Annotated in this window: 15 protein-coding genes; 12 read left to right on the forward strand and 3 right to left on the reverse strand. The window is 38.4% G+C overall.

What is annotated here, in order from left to right; translation table 11 throughout:
* The first annotated feature begins 7 nt into the window (after positions 1-7).
* The 6 genes from mnmH to ABDZ91_RS10095 all read left to right on the forward strand — a co-directional run bounded on the left by mnmH (position 8) and on the right by ABDZ91_RS10095 (position 7,615).
* Positions 8-1,075 carry a tRNA 2-selenouridine(34) synthase MnmH gene (gene mnmH, locus ABDZ91_RS10070; protein WP_343798632.1) on the forward strand — a complete coding sequence of 356 codons (1,068 nt, stop codon included), beginning with the start codon at positions 8-10 and terminating at the stop codon, positions 1,073-1,075.
* Between the two features lie 350 nt (positions 1,076-1,425).
* Positions 1,426-4,266: a 2-oxoglutarate dehydrogenase E1 component gene (sucA, locus tag ABDZ91_RS10075; protein ID WP_343798635.1), complete on the forward strand. Its 2,841-nt coding sequence runs from the start codon at positions 1,426-1,428 to the stop codon at positions 4,264-4,266.
* Positions 4,267-4,293: 27 nt separating this feature from the next.
* Positions 4,294-5,550 (forward strand): 2-oxoglutarate dehydrogenase complex dihydrolipoyllysine-residue succinyltransferase, encoded by a 1,257-nt coding sequence (gene odhB / locus ABDZ91_RS10080; protein WP_343798637.1) that lies wholly within the window; start codon positions 4,294-4,296, stop codon positions 5,548-5,550.
* A gap of 572 nt (positions 5,551-6,122) precedes the next feature.
* A complete protein-coding gene (locus ABDZ91_RS10085) occupies positions 6,123-6,266 on the forward strand; it encodes a hypothetical protein (protein ID WP_343798638.1) in 144 nt (47 codons plus the stop codon).
* Between the two features lie 157 nt (positions 6,267-6,423).
* The gene (locus ABDZ91_RS10090; protein ID WP_425541820.1) at positions 6,424-6,633 is read left to right on the forward strand and encodes a DUF6501 family protein; all 210 of its coding nucleotides are present in this window, start codon (positions 6,424-6,426) and stop codon (positions 6,631-6,633) included.
* A gap of 85 nt (positions 6,634-6,718) precedes the next feature.
* Entirely contained in the window at positions 6,719-7,615 is an 897-nt protein-coding gene (locus tag ABDZ91_RS10095; protein WP_343798644.1) for a gamma-glutamylcyclotransferase, read from the forward strand.
* A gap of 37 nt (positions 7,616-7,652) precedes the next feature.
* Here ABDZ91_RS10095 and ABDZ91_RS10100 read toward each other — a convergent pair whose 3' ends face one another.
* Positions 7,653-7,856: a zinc ribbon domain-containing protein gene (locus ABDZ91_RS10100; RefSeq protein ID WP_343798646.1), complete on the reverse strand. Its 204-nt coding sequence runs from the start codon at positions 7,854-7,856 to the stop codon at positions 7,653-7,655.
* A gap of 138 nt (positions 7,857-7,994) precedes the next feature.
* On the opposite strand from ABDZ91_RS10100, the gene ABDZ91_RS10105 reads away from it, so the two are divergent.
* From ABDZ91_RS10105 to ABDZ91_RS10130, 6 genes are all read left to right on the forward strand, one after another.
* A complete protein-coding gene (locus tag ABDZ91_RS10105; RefSeq protein WP_343798648.1) occupies positions 7,995-8,570 on the forward strand; it encodes an LPXTG cell wall anchor domain-containing protein in 576 nt (191 codons plus the stop codon).
* An 811-nt stretch (positions 8,571-9,381) separates the two neighbouring features.
* Positions 9,382-9,735 carry a DUF4257 domain-containing protein gene (locus ABDZ91_RS10110; RefSeq protein ID WP_343798650.1) on the forward strand — a complete coding sequence of 118 codons (354 nt, stop codon included), beginning with the start codon at positions 9,382-9,384 and terminating at the stop codon, positions 9,733-9,735.
* A gap of 17 nt (positions 9,736-9,752) precedes the next feature.
* Entirely contained in the window at positions 9,753-9,947 is a 195-nt protein-coding gene (locus ABDZ91_RS10115) for a hypothetical protein (protein WP_343798651.1), read from the forward strand.
* 247 nt (positions 9,948-10,194) lie between these two features.
* Entirely contained in the window at positions 10,195-10,767 is a 573-nt protein-coding gene (locus tag ABDZ91_RS10120; RefSeq protein ID WP_343798652.1) for a GNAT family N-acetyltransferase, read from the forward strand.
* Positions 10,751-11,692, forward strand: a complete 942-nt coding sequence (locus ABDZ91_RS10125) for a GNAT family N-acetyltransferase (RefSeq protein WP_343798654.1) — start codon at positions 10,751-10,753, stop codon at positions 11,690-11,692. The genes ABDZ91_RS10120 and ABDZ91_RS10125 overlap by 17 nt, the downstream gene beginning before the upstream one ends.
* A 40-nt stretch (positions 11,693-11,732) precedes the next feature.
* A complete protein-coding gene (locus ABDZ91_RS10130; RefSeq protein ID WP_343798656.1) occupies positions 11,733-13,340 on the forward strand; it encodes a M2 family metallopeptidase in 1,608 nt (535 codons plus the stop codon).
* 47 nt (positions 13,341-13,387) lie between these two features.
* On the opposite strand, the gene ABDZ91_RS10135 is transcribed toward ABDZ91_RS10130, so the two are convergent.
* Positions 13,388-13,597 carry a heavy-metal-associated domain-containing protein gene (locus ABDZ91_RS10135; RefSeq protein WP_343798658.1) on the reverse strand — a complete coding sequence of 70 codons (210 nt, stop codon included), beginning with the start codon at positions 13,595-13,597 and terminating at the stop codon, positions 13,388-13,390.
* Positions 13,598-13,729: 132 nt separating this feature from the next.
* Positions 13,730-15,544 carry an oligoendopeptidase F gene (pepF, locus tag ABDZ91_RS10140; protein WP_343798660.1) on the reverse strand — a complete coding sequence of 605 codons (1,815 nt, stop codon included), beginning with the start codon at positions 15,542-15,544 and terminating at the stop codon, positions 13,730-13,732.
* Positions 15,545-15,736 lie beyond the last annotated feature (192 nt).

The following is a 15,736-nucleotide window of genomic DNA, read 5'->3' on the forward strand; positions in this document are numbered from 1 at the left end:
TATAAAATTGAAAGAATGCTCACTGAAAGACTATCTTGAAAATAAGCAAAAATATATTCCAATTGATATTAGAAGCCCAATCGAGTTTGAAGAGGGGCATATTTTTGGTGCAGTTAATATCCCTTTATTTACAAATGAAGAAAGGGCACAAGTGGGAACGACTTATAAACAAAAGGGAAAAGAGAATGCACAGTGGCTAGGGATGAAGTTGGTGGCCCCAAAGATCCCGACTTTACTTGAGGAGATTAAAAAACATACCAACATTGAGAAACTGCCCTTGGTTTATTGTTTCCGTGGAGGATTAAGGTCTAAATCCATGGCTCAATTTTGCAATATGGCTGCCTTACCAGTAACCAGGCTGATCGGTGGTTATAAGGAGTACAGGAACTATATTGTTGATAAGACTGAAGAGCTACTACCGACAAATGCTTTTGTTCTGCATGGTCTAACGGGTTCTGGTAAAACAGAAATACTGCAAAACCTCACTCAGCGTGGCTTGCCGGTACTTGATTTAGAGTCATATGCTGGTCATAAAGGGTCGTTATTTGGACATATTGGACAAACCGTTCATACACAGAAAATGTTTGATGCTTATCTTTATCAAGCATTGGAAAACATACAGCCTCATTCCTATATTATTATGGAAGCGGAAAGCAAGAGAATAGGTAAATCAGTCCAACCTGATCGTTTAATGGAGCTAAAGCAAACAGCGACTCATATTATGATTACGTGTTCCAATGAAAATAGAGTAAAAAGAATTGTAGAAGAATACATTTTACCGTATGAACAAGAAGAATGGTTTGTGGAAACGTTTGAGGAAATTCTCACCATCCTTTGGAAGAGAATGAGAGGCGCTCCTTACTGGAAGGAAATCAAAGATTCATGGGACCAAAGAATGTATAATCAATTTGTTGCTTTATTACTTGAACACTATTATGACCCAAAATATATATATAAACAGAAGGAATATAATCAAGAGGGTGTACTTTACTCAGTTGATTCTGACGATATCGAATCTGCTGCGAATGATATTTTAAATATTATTGAAAATAATACAATAAAGACACCCATTTAGAGGTGTCTTTTCATTATTTTCGGGTATAAAGAAAAATAGAGAAATTATTGTGTTTTATTGGGGTGAAACTATTGGCTTTTTTTGTCGATAGTAGTAAGATTGTAATCGATTAAAGAAACACCAAACATTTTATTAAAAAAATTTCGTTTTTTTAGTAACAAGAAGGAATTTTTCGAATTATCTTATTATTTGGAAGTGTTTCTTTTTACTTTAAGATAGCGCTTTACAGTGATAAAATATTTATGAAGGTGTTTATCTTACATTAGAATAATTTATTTACATATCATTTTTGCTAATAATAAAAATAGTGAAAATGACATGGGAGAATACTACTTGGAGGTTCAGAAGTCATGAGTAAAGGTGCTGGACGCCTTATCAGTCCGTGGGAAAAGTTTCACGGTCCGAACCTAGGCTATATTATGGAAGCCTATGAAGCGTATTTAGAGAATCAAGAAGTTGATCCTGAGTTAGTTGCAATGTTTCAACAGTGGGGTCCTCCAGCTGCAGGAGCGACAGATACCACAACCGAAAACACTAGCTTCACACAAACAGTGGCTCAAGGGTTGTCACCTGATCAACTATTGAAAGCGGTTCAAGCTGTTAAACTAGCAGATAACATCCGTTCATATGGTCATTTAGCTGCTGACATTAACCCCTTAGAAAACTCTGAAAAAGATACAAAAAGAATGGAACTTAGTGAATATGGACTAACAGAGGATGATTTAAAAGGTCTACCGAGTACATTTATCATTCAAAATCCTCCTGCCCATATAAAAAATGCACTAGATGCTATTAACCATTTAAAGCAAGTTTATACGAAGTCACTTGCTTTCGAATTACATCATGTACATGACCAAGAAGAAAAGAATTGGTTAAGGAACATGGTTGAATCAGAAGACTATTTCCCTGCTTTGACTCCAGAAAAGCAAAAAGAAATGTTAAAGCGTCTGGCTGAAGTAGAAGGGTTTGAAAACTTTATTCACAGAACATTTGTTGGTCAAAAACGTTTCAGTATTGAGGGAGTAGATTCATTAGTTCCTTTATTGGATGAGATTATTTCAGAGTCTGTTCAAAGTGGTGCGAAAACGATTAACATTGGAATGGCTCACCGTGGTCGTTTGAATGTGTTGGCGCATGTACTAGGAAAGCCGTATGAAATGATTTTTGCTGAATTCCAACATGCTCCAAACAAAGAGTTAGTTCCATCTGAAGGATCCATTGGAATTAACTATGGATGGACAGGGGACGTGAAATACCACCTTGGTCTTGATCGTCAAATTAAAGATGAAAATACGATTAGAGCACGTATAACTTTGGCTAACAACCCAAGTCACTTGGAGTTTGTGGATCCTGTAGTTGTAGGGTATACTCGTGCTGCTCAAGAAAAACGTACAGAGCCAGGATTCCCTGATCAAGATCCGACATCATCTTTCGCGATTCTAATTCATGGGGATGCTGCATTCCCAGGACAGGGAATTGTTGCTGAAACGCTAAACTTAAGTCAGTTAAGAGGATATCATACTGGTGGAACCATCCACATCATTGCCAATAACATGATTGGATTTACGACGGAAAGCCATGATTCACGTTCAACCAAATATGCTAGTGATTTAGCTAAAGGGTATGAAGTTCCGATTGTACACGTGAATGCAGACGATCCAGAAGCTGTACTGGCTGCTGCACATTTTGCGACATTATATCGTAAAACGTTCCAAAAAGATTTCTTAATTGATTTAATCGGCTACCGCCGTTATGGACATAACGAAATGGATGAACCAGTAGCTACGAATCCGCTAATGTACAATATCATCCATAAACGTCCAACTGTTAAAAACCTATACTTCGATAGCTTGAAGCAAAAAGGTTTAGTCAGAGACGGTGAATTAAAACAAATCGATGATTCCATTACACAAAAGCTGAAAGAAGCTTACGATAAGGTGCCAAAACACAGTGAAGAATTAGACACTGAAATGAGACCTCCTGAAATCGTAGAACAAGGCTTCCCGAAAATTAAAACAGCTGTAGAGAATGGTACGTTATCACAACTTAATGAAGACCTATTGAAGTGGCCAGAAGGTTTCAAAGTATTTAACAAGCTTGATAAAATCCTTCGTCGTCGCTCTAAAGCATATAAAGAAGGAAAAATCGATTGGGCTCATGCAGAAACTCTTGCATTTGCAAGTATTGTAAGTGAAGGAACGCCAATCCGTCTAACGGGTCAGGATTCTGAAAGAGGAACATTTGCACACCGTCACATCGTTCTTCATGATAGTGACAATGGAAAAGTGTTTTCTCCACTTCACCATCTTCCTACTGCAAAAGCAAGTTTTGCTGTTCACAACAGTCCTTTATCTGAGATGGCTGTTCTAGGATTTGAATATGGATATAACGTATTCTCACCTGAAACGCTTGTTCTTTGGGAAGCACAGTTTGGTGACTTTGCGAACTCTGCTCAAGTTATGTTTGACCAATTTATTGCTGCTGGTCGTGCCAAGTGGGGTCAAAAATCAGGATTGGTTATGCTCCTGCCTCATGGTTATGAAGGCCAAGGACCTGAACACTCTAGTGCACGTTTAGAAAGATTCTTGACGCTTGCAGCCGAGAATAACTGGACAGTTGCGAACCTATCAACAGCTGCTCAGTATTTCCATATTCTACGTCGTCAAGCATTGATGTTACAGAAAGAAGAAATTCGTCCATTGGTGATCATGACACCGAAGAGTTTGTTAAGACATCCATTGGCAACTTCTTCTTCACAAGAGCTGACAGAAGGAGAATTCCAACCGATTGTGAATCAACCAGGTACTGGTGTGAAGCCTGATAGTGTAGAAAGAATTCTTCTAGGTTCAGGTAAAGTCATGATTGACGTTCATGATGAAATGGCGAAATCTGAAGATAATTTTGATTGGTTACAAGTAACTAGAGTGGAAGAAATCTATCCATTCCCAATGAAGGAACTAAGTGATTTAGTTTCTAAGTTCAGTAACCTGAAAGAAATCGTTTGGATTCAGGAAGAACCTAAAAACATGGGAGCTTGGAACTTTGCAGAACCGCGCCTAAAAGAATTAGCACCTAAGGGTGTAGAAGTTAAATATGTAGGACGCCGCAGAAGATCTAGTACTGCTGAGGGTGATCCTGTTGTTCATAAGAAAGAACAAACTCGTATTGTTCATGAAGCGATCTCACGTTAAGCTAACTATATTAAGGGGGACATCAACGTGGCAGAAGTAAAAGTGCCAGAACTTGCCGAATCTATTACGGAGGGTACTATTGCCCAATGGCTAAAAAAACCAGGTGAATATGTAGAAAAAGGAGAATACATTGTTGAACTTGAAACTGACAAGGTCAACGTTGAAATTATCTCTGAAGAAGCTGGGGTATTACAACAACAGCTGAAAGAAGAAGGCGACACAGTTGCAGTTGGTGAAGTTATCGCTATTGTCGATGCTGCAGGAAGCCCATCTGAAGCTCCTGCTGCTGCAGAAGCTGCTCCAGCTCCAGAAGCGAAAGAAGCAGCGGCTCCAAAACAAGAGGCTGCTCAACCTGCTGCTGCAGCGACAGCTACTGAAACATCTGCAAACAACAGAACAATTGCTTCACCAGCTGCTCGCAAGCTAGCTCGTGAAAAGGGAATTGACTTAAGTCAAGTTCCAACTGTTGATCCACTTGGAAGAGTTCGTAAGCAAGATGTAGATTCTTATCAAAACCAACCAGCTGCACCAAGTAAGCCAGCTGCTGCACCGGCTGCACAAGCTGCTTCAGTGGAAGCTGATGGTAAGCCAGTTGAAAGAATTAAAATGACTCGTCGTCGTCAAACGATCGCGAAGCGTTTAGTTGAAGCACAACAGACTGCAGCAATGTTAACAACATTCAATGAAATTGACTTATCAGCTGTTATGGATTTAAGAAAGCGTCGTAAAGACCAATTCTTAGCTGAAAATGACGTAAAACTTGGTTTCATGTCATTCTTCACAAAAGCTGTAACGATCGCTCTTAAGAAATTCCCATTATTAAATGCGGAAATCGATGGAGATGAAATCATTAAAAAGAACTTCTATGATATCGGTATTGCCGTATCTACTGAAGAAGGTCTAATCGTACCAGTAGTACGTGACGCTGACCGTAAATCGTTTGCTGAAATCGAAGGTAACATTGGTGAGCTAGCGAAAAAAGCACGTGATAAGAAGCTAGGTCTAAGTGACCTTCAAGGTGGTACTTTCACAATTACTAACGGTGGAACATTCGGCTCACTACTATCGACTCCAATCTTGAATGCACCACAAGTTGGGATCCTTGGAATGCACACAATCCAATGGAGACCAGTGGCAATCGACCAAGAAAGAATGGAAAACCGTCCAATGATGTATGTGGCATTATCTTATGACCATAGAATTGTTGATGGTAAAGAAGCAGTTGGATTCCTTGTTAAAGTGAAGCAACTACTTGAAGATCCAGAGCAATTGATGTTTGGATAATAGATACTATTACGGAAAACCTCTCTGACACTTAGTGTTGGAGGGGTTTTTTGTTTGCGTGGGGGAGTTTTGGGGAAGGAGGGCTGAGCTCTGGGAAAAGAGGTGTGAGTTCTGGAAAGAGTGGGCTTAGTTCTGAAAAAGGAGGTCTGAGTTCTGAAAAGAGGATCTAAGTACATTTAAAAGTGCCTATGTTACAAACAGAAAAGCAAAGTTTCCAATAGCGGTGCCAAAGTTTCCGATAGCGGTACCAAAGTTTCCGATAGAGGTGCCAAAATTTCCGATAGAGGTGCCAAAGTTTCCGATAACGGTGCAAAAATTTCCGATAGCGGTGCCAGAATTTCCGATAGAGGTGCCAAAGTTTCCAATAGAGGTGCCAAAGTTTCCGATAGAATGCCAAAATTGCCGATAATCTACACAAACCTCCCCATCTCACTGCCATAACCCTGCATCTCCTCCTCAAGAAGTACGTCAATCCATTCTAAGGTTTGATATAAATTTCAACCATGGAACCGATGAGGGAACCATAGCCACAACGTACAATAAAAGTAACAAAACAAAGGGGAGCGATTATAATGATGTGGCATAATGAAATGGTTCATTTTGATTTATATAAACGATTCTGTGAGGTAATCAATAAGAATAGACATGTACATTCTATCCGAGAGGTTCGCGAAAAACATAATTTTCATCCTACGTTTACACAACAAATTAGATAAGGGATAAAGCGATTACCTGTTAAAAGGTAGTCGTTTTTGATTCTGACTAAAAAAGTATCTGCGTCTATCATAAAGGAGCTTTTGCATTTGTTCTTCCCAACTCTTGAGTGAAGCTAACCATTTAGATTATACTAGTACTAAGATTTTCTTAGGAGGAATGACAGTGTTACATCTTAAGTGGAATGAGACACCGACACAAAAGCAAATTAAGTGTGTACATACGAATGCAAAGAAATATATGGTGGAGCACGTATTAACTGTAGGGAAAACATATGATGTAAAAAATGAGACAGAAGAGTTCTACTTTGTAGTTGATGATACTGGCCAAGTTGGCGGGTTTTATAAAGACTATTTTGAAGAAGCGTAATATGAGGCTGAAAGTTGTCATTCATTGTAATGGCAACTTTTTTTACAAGAGGGTCTATATATGAGTAAACAGGAGAGGTGAAACCGTGAAAACATTCGTATTTGTTTACGGAACATTAAGAAAGTATGAGAGAAATCATCAGATTCTCGAATCGAGTCTTTGCAAGTCAATGCAAGCAAGAGTAAAGGGCCATCTTTATGATACAGATAACAACTACCCTGCACTTGTTACAAGTGGCACAAATGGTTTTGTATATGGTGAGGTGTATGAAGTTGATGAAGAAACTCTTTTAAAACTGGATCAACTCGAAGGTTATAAGAGTAATAGAACTAGTAATCTATTTGATAGAGTTCCTGTAGAAATATATACAGACCAGGAGATTTTAACAGGAGTGACATATGTAGCAGGTGAGATATGTGAATTGCAGGAGAAAATAGAATTGGGAGACTGGAGAGTTTATCAGTACCTTAATCAAAAGCCTGCAAAAGTATATTATTATGCTTATGGGTCTTGCATGGATCAGGAACGTTTTCGTTTAGCCAATGTAGATTCTTATTTTCAGAATGAGGTTGGGGCAGGAAGGCTACACGGCTATTCCATGAAATATGTCATTGCCGTACATGATGGTGGAAGAGCTGACATCATTGAGGACGGGGATCAGATGGAAGGACTATTATATGACTGTCCACCCGAGGTGATTGATTATTTGTTTGAGAGAGAAGGAGTGTACTCACAGTTGTATCGACCTACACTTGTCGATATAACAGTGGGAGATAATGTGTATCTCTCTTGTCTTACCTTTAAGGTCGTTCATAGTCGAGATGAAATCGTCCCACCACTTCATTATGCCCGAGAGATTTTAAGAGGCTCCAAGGGGAAAGTTAGTAATGAGTATTATCAAAGACTTGTACATCAATTGAAAAACCTCGAATTTGATTTAACTCATGAAGACATCCAAGAATTAGTTAAAGATCACTGTTAATATAAAGGGCCAGCTATTTTAAATAGCTGGCCGTTTTTTAACCAAAGAATAAATCTAAAATATTTGATCCTGCGGAAGCTTCTTTATTATAAAATTCACAGTACCCACATTTCTTACAATATACCACTAAGAAACGATTATGCTGGATGTCGAACATTTTGGAAAGTCCCGTACCTGTCGTTGCAATTTCTTTCGTTGCCGCATCTCTTGATCCACATTTTAAACAGCCTTTATCATTCACTTTTCCATCAACTCCTTTACTATTACTTACGGACACCTGTAGGAAATAGTTTCAAGTAATAGAAGAAAACACCTGAATAGATGTAACCAATTGTTATGACACGATGTCTAATTAAATAGATAAAGGGGAGGGACTGATATGAAAAGGAAGTTTACTCAACTAATTAGGTTTCTTTTAGTTTTTGGCATACTAGCCGTTATGATCCCGAATATGGAAGCTCAAGCATGCTCTTGTATGGCACCGCCAAGTGTTTTGGAAGCAAGGGACCAAAGTCAAGCGGTGTTTAGCGGTGAGGTCGTTAAGATAGAGAAGGATATAAATTTACTTGGAGATGCACTTGGAGGCGATCCGATGAACCCAATCAAAGTCACGCTGAAGGTTCATCAAGCTTGGAAAGGTGTGAAATCAAAGGAATTCATAGTTTCGACTGCCGATTCAGAGGCTTCATGTGGTTTTAACTTTCAAGAAAAGAGCTCTTATTTAGTGTTTGCTACAGAATACGAAGGTGAATACAATGTAAGCTATTGTGGAAGAACAGCTTCTCTTGCAGCAGCGGCTGATGATGTGACAGCGTTAGGTGCAGGATATGTCCCAACCGATGATGGAGAAGACGAACGGCCCTGGTATATCAGCTACTGGCCAATAATAGCGGGGTTAGGATTATTACTACTGGCAAGCATTTCTTTCCTATTGTTTAGAAAAAAACAAGTGTAAATACTCGTTAAAGACTGTTTGATTGACAGTCTTTTTTGTTTTTTATGCTAAGGCTGTTTTAGTAAAAGTTGTTGTTTTTTGCACCAATAGTTTAACTACCGTTGATTGGAGTGGAAGGTGCTTGACTCATTTCCACTGCCCTGAAGAAATACATGGAAGCAGTGGAAAGTGGGAGGAAGGGACAAGGGAGACCCCGCAGGAGCGAGAGGGGAACGAAGGCTAAGAACGCCACGTCCTGTGGNGAGGGGAACGAAGGCTAAGAACGCCACGTCCTGTGGCAACGCCTTCGTAACCAACATCCTGTTGGCCAGAGGAAGCTCCCGGACCGCCCGCTCTAGCTGCGCACCTGCAACGGAAATCAACGACCATTGTTAAGAGAATCAACTATTGTTAAAAAGCCTAATAGAGTGTTATTCAACGAAAACATGTCAAAAGGATTATATCAGTATAGCAGTTAATGATAGGTGGTATAAAAGTAACTCATAAAAATAAGCAATTCGACTCAAGGAAAAGTTGGGTATAAAAGGGAATCTTTGTAAATACATGCTATATAAATATAGTATGACGTTCATTTAGTTTTTACTGCTCTTTCGCTTTTCTATTTTGAAGGGAGTGATGCCTATGAAGTGAAGTTATTGACGATTCCCCTCTAGATTAGAAAGACAACATGAGCAAGAATACAAAAGCCGTTATGAAGATTGTTCTTACGTGTAGAAACTAGCCATTATTTTGGACGAGCTATTTGGTTCTGGGTCTACAAGTAGTAACAGCGAGTATTCATGTCTTTTAAGTAAAGCGAGGGGTGGTAGGTTTGTTTTTACTTTATGGATTTTTGATTGGTAGTGTAATGGGGTTACTGACACACGCAAAAAGGAATGGGAAAATTATTAAGCCTCACAATAAAAAGAGAGTTTTTGAGTATGGTTTTCTATTAGACCTCATATTTGGAGGGGTTGCGGCTGTTGTGATTGTAGTTCTTACTGAACCGACTACACTAGATAAACTTATTTTCACCTCGGTTCTGGCAGGCTACAGTGGAGAGTTGATCATAGCCAAACTGGAAGCTGCAAAAACCAATCAAATCATGAATTATCACTTTTTACAGATAGAGAATGAACTGAACTCTGATCTTCCTATTCAAGAAAAGAAACGCCTACAATCATAATTAAGTGAGGTCTAGTTGTGAGGAGAACATTAAAAAATCATATGACAAGTGATGAATACAGACAAGTGAGAAGACTTCAACTCGAACTACTACAAGCCACTTCCAAAAAAGAAGCAGAGCTAATTAGAGGCGAGATTGAGATGATTTTTCAACATGTGAAAGCGCGGTTTAGCGAACTAAACAGAGATGAAAACGCTGCTACTTATCAGTAAACTCCGCGTAAAGACATCCCTGCCTTAAAACTAAGGTAGTTGTGACCTTAGTTTTTATTTTGGCTTCCTTTTTAAAAACCTCATAAATTTTCCCCAGTAACAATTTCCAAGGTACATAAAAACACATCCATATTTTAGATAAAATATTCTTGCATTTCCATTTTACCTGTGTTCTAATAAAATAAACTGGGTAGTCAGTTATTTTTAAAAATAGAGAATTATATGTTTCAAAAAGGGGTCAAATAAAATGATTAAACCGTTTTTAGCTGGAGAAAGAGTGTATCTAAGACCAGTTCAGAAATCTGATTATGAAACGATTCATACTGTTACTCAAGATTCTGAGATTAGAAGGTTAACAGGGACTCAAGATTTCTTAACGTACGCAAAAATTGAACGTGCCTATGAAGCGTTTGCTTTAGAAAAGAATAGGTTCGATCTCATGATTGTATTAAAGGAAAATGATCAGATTATAGGTGATTTGGCACTACTTGATATTGACTATTTGAATCGTACGAGTAGCGTGAGAATTGCTATTCATCAGGAGGAGTACATGGGAAACGGATATGGAACAGAGGCACTTTCTTTAATTTTGAATCATGCCTTTATGAGCTTGAATATACGTAGAGTGGGTCTGAATGTGTATGCATTTAATGCCAGAGCCATTTCTTCGTATCAAAAATTAGGTTTTAGGCAAGAAGGGATCATTCGAGGTGAAATCTTTTCGAATGGTGAGTACCATGACAATATTTTAATGGGAGTTTTTGCTGAGGAATTTTTCACAGCAAAACAAGAGAGAGGGAAGAATGATGATCTCCATTAAGAGACTATCAGAGTGTAAGTTATTAGAAGCAGTCGATGCGTGGAATAAGGGCTTCGAAGGTTATTATTTTGATGCAACCACGAATGTAGATGCCTTTACAGCTCGGTTAATCACAGAAGGGTTAAAGCCAACAATGTCTGTCGTGGCTTTTGATGAAACATTACCAATTGGCTTAATCTTGAGCGGTACGAGAAAAGTGGGAGAGGCAACGATTTCTTGGAACGGTGGAACAGGTGTAGCGACAGCTTATCGAAAGCAAGGTGTCGGGAAGAAGATGATGCAAGAGGCTTTATCCATCTATAAAGAAGAGAATGTCGATTTAGCTATTCTTGAGGCCATTTTAGAAAATGAAAAAGCAATCGCTCTATACGAACAATATGGGTATCAAGTTGTAGACCATCTACATCATCTTCAACATGCTGGTTCACTTTCTGATATAGAATGGGAGTTATCTAATGAAATGTATGTCAGACCAGGGACAATAACAGAAATGGAGAGTCTTTCTTTTTATCAAAAACTAGCACCTTGGCAATCATACTGGATGCATGGAAAAGGACTCGATGTATGGATTGCTGAAAATGGCTCTACTCCTAAACCAGTGGGATATGCTTTAACGAAAAAGAGGCTAGATGATACAGGGAAAGTAGTAGGAGTAACTGTGCTTCAATGTGAAGTGGAAGCTCTGGCTGTTAATCAAACTAGCATCCTCCACTCTCTTTTATACAGAGTATTTGGTCCAGTAAGCGAACAGGCAACTCGAATGTTTGCTTTTCTTCAAGATACAAACCAACAGGTTATGAATTTTGCCAAAGCGGTAGGATTTACAAAAGCGGTGAGTCAGGTGTATATGATGAAACCGATGACATCCAAAGGGGAAGAACTGCTGAAAGAGTATAGAAACCGACAGTATATTGGGCAAAGGTAAGGAAAATGGGAGAACGGTTTTAAAAGGGGGATAATATATAATGAAAGCTTCAATCTTTCTGGAAGGAGTTAATAATGATATTCAGACACTAGTAACTCCTTTAAGTTTAGCAGCTTGGGGTGCACAGACTACTGGGGAAACACACTGGGTAGATGAATTGACAGCTGCTGAAATTAAACTCAATCATTTCTTCTCAGACCGTGAAAGGTTCAATCAGATTAAGGAGTTACTAAATGGTGGTTATCATTTATCTGAAGTGGAGAGAAGACAACTTACATTATTGGTTAATGAGATGGAGTCTAAGCAGTTGCCAAAAGAGGTTTTGGAGGCGAAGGCGAAAGCATCAGCAGAGCTCAATCATCTTTACAACACGTATAATCCTGAAATGGATGGTAAGACATACATGCCAAATGATATCCGTTCTATTCTATCTGAAAGTAAAGATGAAAAAGAGCGGGAAAATGCTTGGAAGGCTAGCAAACAAGTCGGAAAGGTTGTTAGTAGTAAACTTCTAAAGCTGGTTCGTTTAAGGAATGAGTCTGCAAGATTCTTAGGTTATAGTGATTATTATGAGATGGCATTTAAGGGGCAGGAATTGGACCTTGATGAGATATTTTCTATGTTCCATCAATTCCTAAAAGATACTGATTCTGTTTTCCGAGAATGGAAAATGGAACTAGATGAAGAGCTTGCCAAAAAGTATGGGATAACAATATCAGAATTGAAGCCATGGCATTATGAAGATCCGTTTTTTCAAAAGGCGCCTTCTACAGATCAGCTTGACTTAAATCATTTATTTAAGTCCCAAAATGTAACGGACCTAACCATTAAGACGTTTGAATTATTAGGAATGGATATTCAGGATATTTTGGAGAAGAGCGATTTAGAGCCAAGAAAGGGTAAGAACCCAACCGCTTTCTGTATGAATGTAAACCGTGAAGGTGATGTAAGAGTTCTATGTAATATCGCCCCGTCTCATTACTGGATGGGGACCATGTTACATGAATTTGCACATGCGACGTATGATAAACTGGTGGATACTCGTCTGCCCTATCTGCTCAGAACGCCAAGTCATATTTTAACAACTGAGGCCATGGCCATGATGTTCGGTAGAATGGTAGAAAATCCGGAGTGGTTGGAGAAGGTTTTAAAATTGGATAAAGCTGCAATCGCTCATATGAAGCCTGCGCTACAAAAATATCAATTATTTACATCATTGATATCAGCTAGATTCATCATTACATTTGTGTTTTTTGAAAGAGAATTATATAAAGATCCGGAACAAGATTTAAATCAATTATGGTGGGAGCTTGTTGAGGAAATTCAACATATAAAAGCTCCAAAAGAACGTGTAATAGAACCTGACTGGGCTGCGAAAATACATTTTACGTTGGCTCCAGTTTATTATCAAAACTATTTATTGGGTGAGTTTATGGCTTACCAAATCCATGATTTTATCAAAGAGTATATTTCAGATGAATTTTTTCATGGTAGAGTAGGGCATTATTTGACACAGAAGGTATATCGGCCTGGTGCTCTTTATAGCTGGAATGATTTACTTATGAAGCTGACTGGAGAATCTCTTCAGTATCATTCATTCATAAAAGAAATAAATTTGTTACCCCCCCAAAAGGTAAACATAGACTAAATTATAAAGGACAAAGAGAATATGTTTCTCTTTGTCCTTTTATATGTTTACTGAACTTGATGCATTCCGTGTTGTTCTATACGCTGGATGATTTCTTCAGAAGCAATTTTATCTTTATCATATGTAATTTTGACTTCTCCATCCTTCATGTCAACAAGTGCTCTTTCTACACCATCAATTTGCATTAAAATGTTCTCTAATGATTGGATGGGCTGTTCACTAGTTGCTTCTTTAACAAAAATCGTCATATTTTCCATTACTTTATTCCTTTCCTAATTAGTTTTCACCAAAAATATATTCCCTTTAAGTATGTATCTCCATTATTGGGAGAAGTATGTAACCAATAAAAAAGGTTGGCTAGGATTCCTAGCCAACCTCTTTACATTTTATTATTCATAGCTCTTTTCAAGTTCATCTACTAATGACCCAACATAAGAAACGGCTTTCTTGATTGCATCTGGAGTCGTCATGTCCACACCAGCATATTGAATTAACTCCTGTGGTGTTTTTGTTCCTCCAGCTTTCAATACTTCTAACCAACGGTCAATGGCCGGTTGTCCTTCTTCTTTAAATAGCTGAGAAACTGCTGTGGACACAGTCAAACCAGCAGAGTACGTATATGGATAAAGCCCCATGTAGTAATGCGGTTGGCGCATCCAAGTTAATTTAGCACCCTCGTCAATTTCAACAGTATCGCCCCAGAAGTTTGCAAGAGCTTCACCTTTTTGCTCAGATAATGTCTTAGCAGTTAAAGGTACACCTTTTTCTGCTAATGTATATACTCTTCTTTGATATTCGCCCTCAAGAAGGTGAGTAACAAAGTTATGGTAGTAAGTGCCTAATAGCTGAAGGATGACCCAACGTCTCATGCGCTTATCCGTTGTTTTAGATAAGATATGATCTGCTAAAAGCATCTCGTTCATTGTAGAAGGAGCTTCAACAAAATACGTAGATGGACGTGTATTAAAGCTTCGTTGGTTTTTGTTAGCTAAATAGAAGTGTCCAGCATGTCCTAATTCATGTGCTAGGATAAAGGCACCTCTCATGGTATCAGTCCAAGTTAATAGGATGAATGGGTGAGACCCATACGGACTTGAACAGAAAGCACCTGTTGATTTACCAACGTTATCAGCAAGGTCTACCCAACGCTCTTTTAATGCTTTTTCCATAATCTCGCTATACTCAGGACCCATTACTTTCAAAGATTCTAGGATTACTTCACTAGCTTCTTCATACGTCGTTTTTGGGTTGAAGTCTGGATCTAGTGGAGCTTTTAAATCACAGAATTTTAATGTGTCTAGTCCAAGAACACGCTTTTTCAATTGAGCAAAGCGACGCATATGTGGAGCTAGTTCATTTTGGATGACATCCAATTGATTATTGTACATTTCTTCTGTCACTTTTTGAGGGTGAAGAAGCATTTGAGTAACAGAATCATAGTTACGTACTTTCGCCAATGCTACTTGTTTTTTAACTTCCGTTGTGTATGTTGCTGCAAAAGTATTTTGGTATTGCTTTAACGTTTCAACAAAAGAATCGTACGCTTTACGGCGTGTTTCCGTGTCTGGAGATAATTCATGCTGATCTTCGAATAAAGCAAACGAGTTTGGTTGTTCCTCACCATCGGAGGTCACAAAGGAGTTAAATTGCATATCAGAAGATTTGCTTCTTTGATAAATCATATATGGCGCCTGATGAACCTCACTTAATGATGCTAAAACTTCCTCAGTCTCAGGAGATAGAGTATGTGGTTTTCTTGCAGCAAGGTCTTCTAAATTGTTGCGATAAGGCTCTAAACCTTTATTTTCCTCTATGTATTTTTCAATTGTTCCTCCAGGCAGAGCTAAAATTTCTGAATCAACAAAGGATAAGGATGCTCCTAATCTAGCAAATGCAGACGCTAGTTTTCCTGAATTAGCTTGGTTTTCTGGATTTGTCCCATCTTCAGATGAACGTAAACTAGCATAAGTTCCTACTAAAATTGCTTTTTCCATAATGGCAGACTGTGCTTCTAAACAGTCAAGGAGAACTTGTGGGCCTTCAGCTAGTCTGTTTTTGTATTGGGTAACAGTTGGTATAAGTTCTTCAATTTCTCTTAAAGCTGCTTCCCATTCTTCTACGGTTGCAAATAAATCTTCTACTTTCCAAGTTTGTTCTACAGGAACCTCAGAGCGTAATTTTCTTTTTTTAGCCGTTGTTTGCATAAGTCCATTTCTCCTTTCAGTAGTGGCTCATTTTCCCAAATAGGTAATAGAATAATAGAAAGAATCTATTATTTATTTCGCCACTCTAATATTTTTATTATAAAGGAATTTCTAGCATTTGTCTTTTATAAGTCAGAATTTTTTTACTACATATTTCGCTCAAATTTTCAGGTGAACCTTCTCCGTCTCAAG

The organism is Bacillus carboniphilus (genome assembly GCF_039522365.1).
Taxonomy (GTDB): Bacteria; Bacillota; Bacilli; order Bacillales; family JC228; genus Bacillus_BF; species Bacillus_BF carboniphilus.

Excerpts from the sequence above, each read along its gene's own strand:
- sucA (WP_343798635.1), top strand. The coding sequence starts at position 1,426 with ATGAGTAAAGGTGCTGGACGCCTTATCAGTCCGTGGGAAAAGTTTCAC.
- ABDZ91_RS10085 (WP_343798638.1), top strand. The coding sequence starts at position 6,123 with ATGATGTGGCATAATGAAATGGTTCATTTTGATTTATATAAACGATTC.
- ABDZ91_RS10090 (WP_425541820.1), top strand. The coding sequence starts at position 6,424 with ATGACAGTGTTACATCTTAAGTGGAATGAGACACCGACACAAAAGCAA.
- ABDZ91_RS10105 (WP_343798648.1), top strand. The coding sequence starts at position 7,995 with ATGAAAAGGAAGTTTACTCAACTAATTAGGTTTCTTTTAGTTTTTGGC.
- ABDZ91_RS10120 (WP_343798652.1), top strand. The coding sequence starts at position 10,195 with ATGATTAAACCGTTTTTAGCTGGAGAAAGAGTGTATCTAAGACCAGTT.
- ABDZ91_RS10125 (WP_343798654.1), top strand. The coding sequence starts at position 10,751 with ATGATGATCTCCATTAAGAGACTATCAGAGTGTAAGTTATTAGAAGCA.
- ABDZ91_RS10130 (WP_343798656.1), top strand. The coding sequence starts at position 11,733 with ATGAAAGCTTCAATCTTTCTGGAAGGAGTTAATAATGATATTCAGACA.
- ABDZ91_RS10135 (WP_343798658.1), bottom strand. The coding sequence starts at position 13,597 with ATGGAAAATATGACGATTTTTGTTAAAGAAGCAACTAGTGAACAGCCC.
- pepF (WP_343798660.1), bottom strand. The coding sequence starts at position 15,544 with ATGCAAACAACGGCTAAAAAAAGAAAATTACGCTCTGAGGTTCCTGTA.